The sequence below is a fragment of the Cupriavidus ulmosensis genome, assembly GCF_977008105.1.
Map to the genome: position 1 here is coordinate 2,300,695 of NZ_CDRMWP010000002.1, position 15,306 is coordinate 2,316,000.

At 67.4% G+C, this 15,306-nt stretch carries 5 protein-coding genes; 4 read left to right on the forward strand and 1 reads right to left on the reverse strand.

Annotated elements, in window-relative coordinates; genetic code table 11:
• The first annotated feature begins 140 nt into the window (after positions 1 to 140).
• Positions 141 to 1,223, forward strand: coding sequence for an alkene reductase (locus ACWTPI_RS29930; protein WP_454733556.1), 1,083 nt, complete (start codon positions 141 to 143; stop codon positions 1,221 to 1,223).
• A gap of 188 nt (positions 1,224 to 1,411) precedes the next feature.
• On the opposite strand, the gene ACWTPI_RS29935 is transcribed toward ACWTPI_RS29930, so the two are convergent.
• Positions 1,412 to 3,271, reverse strand: a complete 1,860-nt coding sequence (locus ACWTPI_RS29935; RefSeq protein WP_454733557.1) for a sigma 54-interacting transcriptional regulator — start codon at positions 3,269 to 3,271, stop codon at positions 1,412 to 1,414.
• A gap of 418 nt (positions 3,272 to 3,689) precedes the next feature.
• Here ACWTPI_RS29935 and ACWTPI_RS29940 point away from each other — a divergent pair, with 418 nt between their 5' ends.
• From ACWTPI_RS29940 to ACWTPI_RS29950, 3 genes are all read left to right on the forward strand, one after another.
• Positions 3,690 to 4,811 carry an isocitrate/isopropylmalate dehydrogenase family protein gene (locus ACWTPI_RS29940; protein ID WP_454733558.1) on the forward strand — a complete coding sequence of 374 codons (1,122 nt, stop codon included), beginning with the start codon at positions 3,690 to 3,692 and terminating at the stop codon, positions 4,809 to 4,811.
• On the forward strand, positions 4,808 to 6,199 hold the full coding sequence (locus ACWTPI_RS29945) for a GntT/GntP/DsdX family permease (RefSeq protein WP_059412584.1): 1,392 nt from the start codon (positions 4,808 to 4,810) through the stop codon (positions 6,197 to 6,199). Before ACWTPI_RS29940 ends, ACWTPI_RS29945 begins: the two co-directional genes overlap by 4 nt.
• Before the next feature lie 547 nt (positions 6,200 to 6,746).
• Positions 6,747 to 15,299, forward strand: coding sequence for an autotransporter-associated beta strand repeat-containing protein (locus ACWTPI_RS29950; protein WP_454740532.1), 8,553 nt, complete (start codon positions 6,747 to 6,749; stop codon positions 15,297 to 15,299).
• The last annotated feature ends 7 nt before the right edge of the window (positions 15,300 to 15,306 follow it).

A 15,306-nucleotide genomic window follows, 5' to 3' on the forward strand; every position in this document is an offset into this window, starting at 1 on the left:
TCTGGAATCCAATAAATAAATTGGATGAATGAAAAGGCAGTGCACATACTCCATTGCACAGAGAGGTTGCCTCCCCTGCCTGACAGACAGGCGGCAGCACTCTTTCCACACTGCATCCGCACACAGCCACTGGAGTCGCCATGTCTTCCGAATCGCTTTTTACCCCCTTCCGCCTGGGCGCCATCGACGTCCGCAACCGCATCGCCATGGCGCCGCTGACCCGGTCGCGCGCAGGCATGGACGGTGTCCAGACGCCGCTGGCCGTCGACTACTACGGACAGCGAGCGTCGGCGGGCCTGATCATCACCGAGGCAACCAACATCTCGCGCCAGGGCCGTGGCTACGCTTACACGCCCGGCATCTACACCGATGCGCATGTGGATGCCTGGGCACCCGTGACCGACGCGGTCCATGCGGCGGGCGGCCGCATCGTGATGCAGTTGTGGCATGTGGGCCGCATGTCGCATGCCAGCTTGCAGGAAGACGGCGCCGCGCCGGTAGCGCCGTCCGCCATCCAGGCTGGCGGCAACGTCTTTACCGAAGCCGGACACCTGCCGCCGTCGATGCCGCGGGCACTTGCCACCGAGGAGATCGCCGGCATCGTGGAAGACTATCGAAGCGCCGCGCGCCGCGCGAAGGCCGCCGGGTTCGATGGCGTGGAAGTACACGCAGCCAACGGCTACCTGCTGGAGCAATTCCTGCGCGACAGCACAAACCACCGCGAAGACCGCTACGGCGGCTCCATTGAAAACCGCGCACGCCTGTCGCTGGAAGTGGTGGAAGCTGTCGCCGGGGTCTGGGGCGCCGATCGCGTCGGGCTTCGCCTCTCCCCCTTCTCGACCGCGGTAGGGGACACGCCGCTGGACAGCACGCCGATGGAAACGCACGGCTACCTGGCTCGCCGGCTCGGCGAGATGGGACTGGCATACCTCCATGCCGTCGAGGGGCAGTTGCACGGCGGCAACGGCGCCGCAACGTTCGACGTGCAAGCCCTGCGCGCCGCCTTCGGCGGCGCCTACATTGCCAACAATGGATACGACCGGCACCGCGCCCTGAACGCCACCGCTTCCGGTCACGCGGACATGATCGCCTTCGGCAAGCCCTTCATCGGAAATCCCGACCTCGTTGAGCGGCTGCGGTCGGACGTGCCGCTGCATGAGGCACCGGCGGCTACCTTCTTTGGCGGCGGCGCCGAGGGGTACACCGAACTGGTCCGAGCCTAGGGCTGGCACGAGACTGGCCGGTGGGGGCTGATTGCCTCGGCCGGCCAGTGGAAAAGTCCAGATTTGAGCCACAACGCATCCGCCCCGAACAGAGGTCACCGGAAACGCCCCGGCCGCCCCAGCGGCCGCAGCCTGCCAGCACGCCGGCGAGAGCTGGCCGGCCGGCGCGTGCCAGCTCCGCCTGACGCCTATTTTTCCTCAATGCGGTAATTCTTCAGCCACCGCCACAGCGTCGATCGGTCGACGCCGAGCAGCGCGGCCGCATCCGCGTACTTGCCCCCGCTGCGCTCGAGCGCGTCCTTGATGCGCCGGACCTTGCGGCTCTCGTCGGGATTGCGCCGACCTGCCTTCATCATCGATTCGATCGCCGCGCGGCCGATGCGCTGCTGTTTCGCCGTGATTACCAGACGCGCGATGACATTCTGGAGCTGCCGCACGTTGCCAGGCCATGCGAACGCTTCGAGACTGCGGATAGCGGCCGCTTCGATCGACAACTGGCGCTGCTGCTCTTTCGCGTAGCGTTCGAGGAAAACGTCGACGAAGCGCGCGACATCGCCGCGCCGCTCGCGCAAGGGCGGCAGCGTCAACGACAGCACGTTCAGGCGATAGAAAAGATCTTCGCGAAAGGTCTTTTGCGCGACCAGTTCGTCGAGATTCTGGTTCGTCGCGGCGACGATCCGCACGTTGACGGGAATGTTGCGCTCGCTTCCCAGGCGGCGGATGGTCTTTTCCTGCAGGAAACGCAGCAGCCGGCCCTGATTCGCATAGTCCATCTCGCCGATTTCATCGAGAAACACCGTGCCGTTATGCGCGACTTCGAACAATCCCGGCTTGCCTTCGCGGCTTGCGCCGGTGAATGCGCCGCCGACATAGCCAAACAGCTCGCTTTCGAGAATCTGCGCCGGCAACGCCGCGCAATTGATCGCGACGAACGGGCCGTCGGCATGACGCGATGCATTATGGATACTCTGCGCGAATGCCTCCTTCCCGGTGCCGGTTTCTCCGAGAATCAGCACGCTGAACGGCGACTTCGCATAATCCTTCGCAACTTCGATGGCGTCCGTGATCGCTTCGCTCGCGCCGATGATCTGGTCGAACGTGAAATGGGCAACGTGGCCTTGCGCGTAAGTCTTCTTGCGGATCGCCACCTCCATTTTCTCGATCCGCGCGGTTTCCTGAAACGTCGCGATCGCGCCGATGGGACGGTCGTCGAAAACGATGGGCGCCTTGCCGCACACGAGCCGCGTGCCGTTCATGTCGATGATCTGATCGGCTTCGCGCTGATCGATTCTTATCGAGGCATCGAGTTGCAGCGCGGGCCATACCTGATCGATTTTCGCGCCGATCGCCGACGCGCGGCGAATGCCGGTGAGCTTTTCGGCGGCGAGATTGAAACTGGTGATATTGCCTTCGGCGTCGGTGGTGACGATGCCTTCGTACGCATTGTCGAAGATCGTATTGATCAGGATATTGCGCTCGCGCACCTGAACCATCGCCGACTGAATCTGCCGGGCCTGCTGTGCCGCCAGCAGAATCGCTTCCCTGCCCATCGGAATCAGGCTCGCGGCGATATTCGCTTCCAGCGCGCGCTTGACGCTGACGCCGCCGCCGATGATGCCGTCGTTGCCGTCGTCACGCGCGGCCCGCACGGCATTCGCGGCCTCGTCGCTGTGCGTGATCAGATATTTGCGCAATTCGACGCCGAGCAACTGGCCAAGCCAGTCGAGGTCGTAAATCATCGAGGCGAAACAGACGACACCGATTTTCGTCCCGTGCGGCTTCATGCTTTCCACCGCGCGAATCAGATCGGAAATGGTGATGGGCACGTCGACGATCGGCGCCGCGATTCTCGAATCCTTGAGCGTGCGTGCGGTTTCCGCCCGGGCAATGATGATCTCGGCGCCCTCTTCGATCAGATCATTCGCGATCGGCCCCGCTTCCGTCATCAGTCCGACGCGAATGCGGATGTCGCGATGCGCCGCGAGCGCATCCTTCGCGACCTCATGCATTGCGTCGTTCGGCACGATGAAGCCGATATTCGCGGTCACATCCGGTCTCCTTGTTTATTTTTAGGGTCTGCGCCAGCGACGCAGTATGCAACACGATGCAACGCTGTGCAACGCGAATGCAACACCACGCGATGGCGGCTGCAACGCCGGCGGGCCGGCAGCCCCCGTCACACCGTGAAATCGCCCCTGGCAGATTTCTTGCTGTAATGAAGCCATCGACGAACCCGGCCCGAACAGGCGGAATCGACGACATATAAAAAAGCATATTGGAGACCTCGTGAAGCATTGCCATCCCTGTCCCATACCTCGCGCGATCTTCTATCGCACGTAGCGCCAATTCGAATCGCAATCGCTCTGCATCGACGCGTCAAGACGCGATCGGCTGGGTTCGTGCGCGCGCGCTTATTGCCCCAACAGGCAAATTCAACCTGCCATCAGTTAAAGGAAAAGAAACAGCATGACTTATCAGATTGCCGTACTTCGTGGAGATGGAATCGGCCCCGAAATCACCGACGAGGCAACCAAGGTGCTCGACGCCGTGCAATCGGTTCAGCCCGGCCTCAAGATGGCGCTGACGCCGTACGACGCGGGCGCGGAGCACTACACGCAAACCGGCGAAGCGCTGCCCGCCGCGACCTTCGAAGCCGTCAAGGCCGCCGACGCGATTCTGCTCGGCGCGATGGGCTTGCCCGAAGTGCGCATGCCCGACGGCACCGAGGTGCAAGGCCGCATCATCATCCGCCTGCGCAAAGGCCTCGGCCTCTACGCGGGCGTGCGCCCGATCAAGCTGTACCCGGGCGTCACGCCCACGGTGGGCAGCAGCGGCCCCGTCGATTTCGTCATCGTGCGCGAGAGCACCGAAGGCCTGTTCGCGTCGTTCGACGGCGGCATGGAGATCCACGATGAAGTCGTCGGCGACACGATGCTGATCAGCCGCGCCGGCACCGAGCGCGTGAGCCGCTTCGCGTTCCGCACCGCGCAGGAACGCGCGGCGAAGCGAAGCGACGGCAAGGCGCTCGTTACCTGCGTCGACAAGGCGAACATCTTCCGTTCGCTCGCGTTCTTCCGCAAGGTCTTCACCGAAGTCGCCGAGCGCGAGTATCCGACGATCGAGCGCAACTACGCGCTCATCGATGCGCTGTCGCTCGCGATCATCCAGAACCCGTCGGCGTATGACGTGCTGGTGATGGAGAACATGTTCGGCGACATCCTCTCCGATCTCGCGGCCGCGCTGAACGGCGGCCTCGGCATGGCGCCGTCGGGCGACATCGGAGACCGCCACGGCCTGTTCCAGCCTTCGCACGGCTCCGCGCCGACCATCGCCGGCAAGGGCGTCGCCAATCCGCTCGCGACCATCCTGTCGGCGAAGATGATGCTCGAGTGGCTCGGTTCGCGCCACGGCGACGAACTCGCCACGCAGGGCGCCGAACTGATCGAGCGCGCGGTGTGCGAAGTGACCGCGAGCGGCCTCGTGACGCCGGATCTCGGCGGCAAGGCGCGCACCGAGGAGATCGGCGATGCGGTTGCGGATGCCGTGCGGCGCCTGAGCCGCTCTGGCCACGCAGGCAGCGCATCATGATGCCCGGCGCCGCGCTGGACGCATCGGGCCAATGGGCCGCGACCTCGCTGATCGCCGCGGTGGTGGTCGGCATCGCGGTCGTCATCGCGCTGATCAGTCTGTTGAAAGTGCATCCGTTCATCGCGCTGATCGCCGGATCGGCGACGGTCGGCCTGATGGCGGGCATGGGCGCATCGGAGACGACCAACGTGTTTCTGAAGTCGTTCGGCGGCACGGTGTCGTCGACCGGTATTCTCATCGCGTTGGGCGCGATGCTCGGCAAGCTGCTTGCGGACAGCGGCGGCGCCCACGTCATCGTCGAAACCATCATCGGCCGCGTGGCGCTCGCGGCGTTGCCGTGGGCGCTGTGCCTGGTCGCGTTCCTGCTGAGCCTGCCGCTTTTCTTCGAGGTCGCGGTGGTGCTGATCATGCCGATCGTGCTGCTGATCGCGAAGCAGTCAGGACAGTCGACCATTCGCCTCGGTGTGCCCGCGCTGGCGTCGATTTCGCTGCTCAACGGTTTTCTGCTGCCGCATCCGGGTCCGCTCACCGCGGTCGCCGGGCTGCATGCGGATTTCGGCACGACGCTGCTGCTCGGCTTCGTCATCGCGATTCCGACGGTGATCATCGGCGGCCCGCTGCTCGGCAATTTCCTGGACCGGCACATGCGCTCGCCCGAGCCGCCCGCCGATCTCGTGCCGGCCTCGATGCCGATGGGCGGCCTGTCGGCCGCGACCCGCCGCCCGCGCTTCGGCTGGGCGCTCGCGACGATCCTGCTGCCGGTGCTGCTGATGATCGTGAAGACGCTCGTCGATCTGATGTTCGACAAGCACAGCGGCATGCGCGCGATCGGCGACGCGGTCGGCCAGCCGATGATCGCCCTGCTCGCCGGCCTCGTGATGGCGCATTTCACGCTCGGCGCCGGCGGCGGCCTGAACTTCCGTCAGATCAGCGAAAGCACCGGCCGCGGCCTGCCGGCGATCGCGAGCATCGTGTTCATCGTCGGCGCGGGCGGCGGATTCGGCGGCGTGCTGGTCGCCTCGGGCGTGTCGAAGCAGCTCGGCATCCTGATCGATCAGCTCGGCCTGCCGGTCTACCTGCTCGGCTGGCTGATCACGGCGCTCGTGCGGATCGCGGTCGGCTCCGGGACCGTGTCGATCGTCACCGCCGTCGGCCTGCTCGCGCCGGTCACGCATGCCGCGACGCCGCTGCAGTCCGCGCTGATCGCACTGTCGATCGGCGCCGGCTCGCGCTTTTTCTCCCACGTCAACGACGCCGGTTTCTGGCTCGTCAAGGAGTACATGGGCTTCTCGGTGAAAGAGACGTTCAAGGTATGGACGCTGCTCGACTGCGTGATATCGGTCGTCGCGCTGGTCGGCGTCATGATCGTCGACGTGGTCGCGAGATAGATCGACAGCACGAGCCGGTCACGCCTGACTAGGCACCGCGGCGGCGATCACCAGTGGCGCCGCCGCGCCGGCCACGAAGGCGAGCGTGCGGATTACCGGCGGGACCGGGCGTGCGCGATCCTGGCGCCGACCCACGCTGACGGTGCTCGGCGCGCGGGCCGCCAAGGCGCGCCGGGAAAGCGAACGGAATGACGCCGGGCCACGGACCGGAAACGTGCTCATGCATCCCATCAGGCATATTTAAATGCCGCCATATGGCTAATTCGCCGTATTCAAGTAATTTGTTAATTACCTGCTAGAATGATTTTCGACTCATCGTGCAAAAAAGGGCTTTCCCCGGTTCTTTTGCGAACTGGGATTAGCCCACTTCGCCGGAAAGAAGTGCGGTAGTCTCCCCCCGTTTGCTTCCACCGCATGTCGTTCTTTCCTCCCCGCGCCGCGGCCCGTTCGCGGCGCTCTATTGCCAGGACGACAGCGGATGCATTGCTCGCCACGACATATCGCGGCATGGGTGCGGATACTGATACTCGTGCCCGTGGGCGCCGCCGTGCCGCCTCCGGTATTCGCGGCATGCACGACCGCCGGCAACCTGACCACGTGCAGCGTCACGACGAACCTCGGGACCGCGCCGATCGGCAACGGCTCGGCGGGCCCGGATAACCGGACGGTCACGGTCACGGCGAACGGTTCGCTCATCGCGGGCGATGCCAGCGCGGTGAGCCTGCGCGACGGCGCCATCGTCACGCTGGAGGACAACGCCCTTATCACCAGTGCCGGCCGCACCGGCACAGGGCTATGGGGCGCAGGCAAGAACACCATCGAATTCCGCTCCAACGGGGTGCTCACGGTCGGCAATGGCGCCTCGGTGACCGCGACCGGCACGAGCACGAATGCCGAGGCCGTCAACCTGATCGGCTCGGGCAATACGGTCATCAACCACGGCACCATCTCCGCGATCAACTCGGCCGCCATCTGGTTCGAGGACACCGTCATCGGCGCGGCGAACACCATCGACAACTACGGCATCGTCCGCACGGGCAACGGGTCGGACCAGAGCATCATCTCCAACGTCATCGGCAGCCAGCGCAACGGCGACGTGCACTTCACCAACCGGACCGGCGCGGTGGTCTACGGCGGATTGTCGTTCGCCAACGGCAACGACGTGCTCACGCTGTTCCCCTCCTCCGTCGTCACTGGCGGGTTCAATGGCGGCGGCGGCACGAATACCCTCACGCTCACGGGCGAGGCGGGATCGAGCGACACGCTGAGCGGCAATATCAGCAATTTCCAGACGCTGACCAAGACGGGGCTCGGCACGTGGACGCTGCAGGGCTCGGTGGGCAGCAACAGCGGTAATACGGCGCTGTCCGTGCTGGTGCAGCAAGGCACGCTGGCGCTGTCCGGGGACAACACCAATTTCAACGGCTCGGTACTGGTGGATGCAGCCGGCATTCTGGAGGCGCGTGCGCAAAGCCTGCCGCCCAGCGTGACCGACAACGGCCTGGTGCGCTTCGTCCAGCCGGACAACGGCACCTATGCCGGCGTGATCGGCGGCAGCGGCTCGGTGGCGAAAACAGGCGCGGGCGTGCTGACGCTCTCGGGCGCCAACAGCTACCAGGCCGGCACCCTGATCCAGGGCGGCACCGTCGCCATCGGCGCGGACAACCGGCTGGGCGCCGCCGCCGGCGCGGTGACGCTCGACGGCGGCGCGCTGGAACTCACCTCCAGCTTCGACCTGTCGGCATCGCGCGCGATCACCGTGACGGCCAACAACGGCACCATCCAGGCCGATGCCGGCGTGTCCAGCACCGTCAGCCAGGCGATCACCGGCGCCGGCGCACTGACCAAGGCGGGGGCGGGACTGCTGGTACTCGCGAATGACAACAGCTACGCCGGAGGCACCACCATCGGCGGCGGCACGCTGCAACTGGGCAACGGCGGCACCACCGGCAGCATCGTCGGCAACGTGGCCAACGACGGCACGCTGGTCTTCAACCGCTCCGGCCCGATCACCTTCGACGGCACCATCTCCGGCACCGGCTCCGTGGCGCAGGCCGGCGCCGGCGTCACCACCCTCACCGGCAACAACACCTACACCGGCACCACCACGGTCTCCAGCGGCTGGCTCTACGTCGACGGCAACCAGAGCGCGGCCACCGGCGCCACCACCGTGGCCAGCGGCACGCGGCTCGCCGGCAACGGCATCGTCGGCGGCAGCGTGACCATCGCCGACGGCGCCACCCTCGCGCCCGGCGCCGTGCCGCAGACCCCCGGCACGCTGACCATCAACGGCAACCTCAGCCTGAACCCCACCTCCAACCTGTTCTACAACATGGTTCAGGCCAACGTCGCCGGCGGCCAGCGCAACGACCTGACCGTGGTCGGCGGCAATCTCGTGCTCGATGGCGTCATCAACGTGGTGGACCAGGGCCAGACCCTCGGGCCGGGCGTCTACCGCATCATCGACTACAGCGGCACGCTGACCAACAATGGCCTGACGATCGGCTCCTACATGACGGCACCGGCCACGCCGCAGGACACGCCGACCGTCGTCGCGCCGCTGACGAACTTCAGCGTCCAGACCTCCATCGCCGGGCAGGTCAACCTGATCAACACCAGCGGGCTGACGCTCAACTACTGGGATGGCGACCTCGGCCCCAAGAACAACGGCGTCATCAATGGCGGCTCCGGCACCTGGCGCGTGGCCGGGCCGGCCTCGACCTTCAACTGGACGAATCCGGACGGCACGATCAACGCGCCGTGGGCCAACGGAGAGTTCGCCATCTTCATGGCCACGCCCGGCACCGTGACGGTCAACAGCGACCAGGGGGCGGTCGTCAGCCGGGGCATGCAGTTTGCCAGTGACGGGTACACGGTGAACGGCGACCCGATTACGCTGCAGAATCCCGCCGAGGGCAACATCACTTATATCCGCGTCGGCGACGGCACCTCGGCCAGCGCGTCGATGACCGCGACGATCGATGCCAACCTCACCGGCACCGCGGCGCTGATCAAGGAAGACCTCGGCACGCTGGTGCTCAACGGGACCAACAGCTACACCAGCGGCACGGGCGTGTTCGGCGGCACGCTGCAGATCTCCAGGGACGAGAACCTGGGCCAGGCAACGGGCGCCGTGGCCATCGTCAACGGCTCGACGCTGCGCACCACCGGCACCTTCGCCACCAACCGCCTGGTCATCCTCGGCAGCAGCGGCAACGGCCCCAGCAGCGGCACCATCGAGACCGCCGCCGGCACCACGCTGACCCTCAACGGCGCGATCCAGGAAGATCCCTCGATCCCAGCCGCGCTGCAAAAGGCTGGCGCCGGCACGCTGGTCCTGACCAGCAACAGCAATAACTACAGCGCCGGCACCACCATCGCCGCCGGCACGCTGCAACTCGGCAACGGCGGCACCACCGGCAGCATCGTCGGCAACGTGACCGACAACGGCACGCTGGCCTTCAACCGCTCGGATACCGTGACCTTCGGCGGCATCGTCTCCGGCAGCGGCACGCTCAGCCAGATCGGCGCCGGCACCACGGTGCTGACCAGCGACAACACCTACGCGGGCGGCACCACCATCACCGCCGGCACATTGCAGCTGGGCAACGGCGGCACCACCGGCAGCATCGTCGGCAACGTGGCCAACGACGGCGCGCTGGTCTTCAACCGCTCCGGCCCGATCACCTTCGACGGCACCATCTCCGGCACCGGCTCCGTGGCACAGGCCAGCACCGGCGTCACCACCCTCACCGGCAACAACACCTACACCGGCACCACCACGGTCTCCAGCGGCTGGCTCTACGTCGACGGCAACCAGAGCGCGGCCACCGGCACCACCACCGTGGCCAGCGGCGCGCGGCTCGCCGGCAACGGCATCGTCGGCGGCAGCGTGACCATCGCCGACGGCGCCACCCTCGCGCCCGGCGCCGTGCCGCAGACCCCCGGCACGCTGACCATCAACGGCAACCTCAACCTGAACCCCACCTCCAACCTGTTCTACAACATGGTTCAGGCCAACGTCGCCGGCGGCCAGCGCAACGACCTGACCGTGGTCGGCGGCAATCTCGTGCTCGATGGCGTCATCAACGTGGTGGACCAGGGCCAGACCCTCGGGCCGGGCGTCTACCGCATCATCGACTACAGCGGCACGCTGACCAACAACGGCCTGACGATCGGCTCCTACATGACGGCGCCGGCCACGCCGCAGGACACGCCGACCGTCGTCGCGCCGCTGACGAACTTCAGCGTCCAGACCTCCATCGCCGGGCAGGTCAACCTGATCAACACCAGCGGGCTGACGCTCAACTACTGGGATGGCGACCTCGGCCCCAAGAACAACGGCGTCATCAATGGCGGCTCCGGCACCTGGCGCGTGGCCGGGCCGGCCTCGACCTTCAACTGGACGAATCCGGACGGCACGATCAACGCGCCGTGGGCCAACGGAGAGTTCGCCATCTTCATGGCCACGCCCGGCACCGTGACGGTCAACAGCGACCAGGGGGCGGTCGTCAGCCGGGGCATGCAGTTTGCCAGTGACGGGTACACGGTGAACGGCGACCCGATTACGCTGCAGAATCCCGCCGAGGGCAACATCACTTATATCCGCGTCGGCGACGGCACCTCGGCCAGCACGTCGATGACCGCGACGATCGATGCCAACCTCACCGGCACCGCGGCGCTGATCAAGGAAGACCTCGGCACGCTGGTGCTCAACGGAACCAACAGCTACACCAGCGGCACCGGTGTGTTCGGCGGCGCGCTGCAGATCTCCAGGGACGAGAACCTGGGGCAGGCAACGGGCGCCGTGGCCATCGTCAATGGCTCGACGCTGCGCACCACCGGCACCTTCGCCACCAACCGCCTGGTCATCCTCGGCAGCAGCGGCAACGGCCCCAGCAGCGGCACCATCGAGACCGCCGCCGGCACCACGCTGACCCTCAACGGCGCGATCCAGGAAGATCCCTCGATCCCAGCCGCGCTGCAGAAGGCCGGCGCCGGCACGCTGGTCCTGACCAGCAACAGCAATAACTACAGCGCCGGCACCACTATCGCTGCCGGCACGCTGCAACTCGGCAACGGCGGCACCACCGGCAGCATCCTCGGCAACGTGACCAACAACGGCACGCTGGCCTTCAACCGCTCGGATACCGTGACCTTCGGCGGCATCGTCTCCGGCAGCGGCGCGCTCAGCCAGATCGGCGCCGGCACCACGGTGCTGACCAGCGACAACACCTACGCGGGCGGCACCACCATCACCGCCGGCACATTGCAGCTGGGCAACGGCGGCACTACCGGCAGCATCGTCGGCAACGTGGCCAACGACGGCGCCCTCGCTTTCAACCGCTCGGATACCATGACGTTCGACGGTATCGTCTCCGGCGGCGGCGTGGTCAACCAGATTGGCGCCGGCACCACGGTGCTGACCAACACCAACATCTACACGGGCGGCACCACCATCAGCGCCGGCACATTGCAGTTGGGCAACGGCGGCACCACCGGCAGCATCATCGGCAACGTGGCCAACGACGGCGCCCTCGCTTTCAACCGCTCGGATACCATGACGTTCGACGGTATCGTCTCCGGCGGCGGCGTGGTCAACCAGATTGGCGCCGGCACCACGGTGCTGACCAACACCAACATCTACACGGGCGGCACCACCATCAGCGCCGGCGCGCTGCAACTGGGGGCCGGCGCCGGTGCCGGCGGCGCCACCGGCAGCATCGTCGGCGACGTCAACAACAACGGCGTGCTGATCTTCAACCGCTCGAACGACCTGACCTTCGGCGGGCGGATCCTCGGCAGCGGTTCCGTGGTCCAGCAGGGCGCGGGCACGACCGTCCTCACCGGCGGCAGCACCTACAGCGGCGGCACCACGATCAGCGCGGGCACGCTACAGCTCGGCAACGGCGGCAACGCCGGCAGCATCGTGGGCAACATCGTCAACAACGCCACGCTCGCCGTCGAGCACAGCGACGTGCTGCCCATCGTCGGCGACATCTCGGGCACCGGCAACATCATCCAGCGCGGCACCGGCGCGACCGTGCTGCTCGGCACCAACAGCTATAGCGGCCCGACCAACGTCCTCAGCGGCGGGCTCTACGTCGACGGCAACCAGGCCGCCGCGACCGGGCTGACCACGGCCGCCGCCGGCAGCACGCTGGGCGGCTCGGGCATCATCGGCGGCAATGTCGACATCGCCAGCGGCGGCGCCCTCGCGCCCGGCCAGGTCGGCATCGCCCCGGGCACGCTGACCATCAACGGCAACCTCAACCTCAACGGCGGCTCGGCCCTGACCTACGGCTTCGGGCAAGCCAACGTGATCGGCGGGCCCCTCAACGACCTGACCGTGGTGCAGGGCAACCTGACGCTCGCCGGCACCTTGAACGTGGAGACCACCGAAGGCGGCAGCTTCGACCCGGGCATCTACCGCGTCATCAGCTACGCGGGCACGCTGGCCAACAATGGCCTGGCCATCGGCACCATCCCCTCGCCGGATTTCTTCGTGCAGACCACGGTCAACCATCAGGTCAACCTCGTCAACACCGCCGGCATGCTGTTCAACTACTGGGACGGCACCGCGGGCCCCAAGGACAACAGCCTGATCGACGGCGGCGACGGCATCTGGCAGAACGCGACCGGCAACAACAACTGGACCAACGAACTGGCCGTGCCCAACGCAGCCTTCGCCGACCGCGCCTTCGCCATCTTCATGGCGGCGCCGGGCACAGTCACGGTGGACGGCAGCCTCGGGCCCGTCACGGCCAGCGGCATGCAGTTCGCCAGCAACGGCTACGTCGTGCGGGGCGCCCCGATCACGCTGGTCGATTCCGCCGCCACGCCCGGGGAATCCATCATCCGCGTCGGCGACGGCTCCGGGCCGAGCGCCGGCTTCGTCGCCACCATCGACTCGGTCCTGACGGGCACCACCACCCTGGTCAAGAGCGACATCGGCACGCTCGTGCTCAACGGCGCGAACACCTACACCGGCGGCACCGCCATCCGCGGCGGCGTGCTGCAGGTGGCCGCCGACAACAACCTGGGCGCGGCGAGCACGCCGCTGAGCCTCGATGGCGGCACCCTGCGCACGACGGCGACCTTCACGTCGGCGCGCGCCGCCACGCTGGGCGAACAAGGCGGCACGTTCGAATCGCTGGCCGGCACGACGCTGACGCTGGCCAGCGCGGCAAGCGGCGCCGGCACGCTCACCAAGACCGGCGCGGGCACGCTGGTCCTGACCGCCGACAACACCTACACCGGCAACACCATCGTCTCCGCCGGCACGCTGCAGGTCGGCAACGGCGGCACCACGGGCAACCTCGCCGGCAACGTGATCAACGACAGCGTGCTCGCGTTCAACCGCTCCGACATCGCCACCATCCGCGGCAACATCTGGGGCTCGGGCGCGGTGAACCAGATCGGCAGCGGCGTCACCGTGCTGTCCGGCGACAACACCTATACCGGCGACACCACGGTGGCCAGCGGCACGCTGCGCGCCGGCGCCACGGGCAGCTTCAGCGCGGGCTCGCGCTTCGACGTGGCGGCGGGCACCACGCTCGATCTCAACGGCTTCAGCCAGACCATCGCCGGCCTCACGAACGGCGGCATGGTGCGGCTGGGCGGCGCGCCGGGAACCACGCTGCGCGTGGTCGGCAACTACGTGGGCAACGGCGGCCTGCTTGCGCTCAACACCTATCTCGGCACCGACAACTCGCCGAGCGACCGGCTCGTGATCGACGGCGGCACGGCAACGGCGGCCACGCCCGCGAGCGTGGGCGCCAATGCCGCGGTGCGGGTGCCGGCCGCGGTCGCGGGCGGCAGCACGGCGATGGTCGTGTCCAACGTCGGCGGCCCCGGCGCCAGGACGACCGGCGACGGCATCCTGCTGGTCGATGCCATCAACGGCGCCACCACCGCGCCCGCTGCCTTCGTGATGGGCGGGCGGCTGCTGGCCGGCCCCTATGAGTATTCGCTGTTCCGCGGCGGCGCCAGCGGCGCCTCGCCCGACAGCTGGTTCCTGCGCTCGACCCTGGACTGCGCGGCCGCGCCGGGCTCGCCGGAATGCCAGAGCACCGGCGGCCCGCCGCCAGCGCCCCCCAACTACCGGTCCGAAACGTCGCTCTATACCGCCATCCCGTCGCTCGCGCTGACCTATGGCAACGCCCTGCTCGACACGCTGCACGAGCGCATGGGCGGACAGGTCGCGCCGCAGCCCGACGATCCCCGCAACCTCCGGCGCGCGCCGGTCCCGCTCGGCTGGGGCCGCTTCATCGGCTTGGGCGGCTCCAAGGACGGCGGCCGGCTGGGCATCTACGGTGGCAACGGGCCCGACTACGACTACCGCATGTTCGCCGTGCAGGCGGGCATGGACGTCTACCGGAAGCGCCGGCCCGACAACAGCGCGGACAACGCGGGGCTGTACTTCGCCACCGGCCAGGTCAACAGCGACGTGATGCATTTCGACGGCTCGCGGGCCGGCTCCGACCGCATCGACGGCGTCACGCTGGGCGGCTACTGGACGCACTTCGGGCCGGGCGGCTGGTACGTCGACGGCGTCCTGCAGGGCACGCGCTACGACACCACGGCATCCGGCCGGCTGCCCGCCACCACGCGGGCGCGCGGCAACGGCGTGGCGGCCTCGCTCGAAGGCGGCTACCCGGTCCCGCTCGCCAATGGCCTGGTGGTGGAGCCGCAGGCGCAGCTGACCTATCAGGCCGTGTTCCTCGGCGACACGCGCGACCAGGCAGCCTCGATCCGCTTCAACAACGAACGCAGCATGGTGGGCCGGCTCGGCGTGCGCGTGTCGCGCACGTGGGACATGGACCAGAGCGCCACGCGCGAGACGCCGCCGCGCAGGACGATGGCGTGGGCGCGCGTGAGCGTCGTCAACGAATTCCTCGGCAGGCCGGAAACACAGTTCTCGTCCGCCGACGGTTACGTGGCGTTCCGCTCGGACACCCGTGGCGCCGGCGCCAAGCTCGACCTCGGCGTCGACGCGCAGATCACCCGCGACACCTCGTTCTACGGCAGCGTGCAGGGCGTGGTCAGCGGCGACGGGCATGCCGTGGGCGGGCAGATCGGCGTGAAGGTCAAGTTCTAGGCAAGCG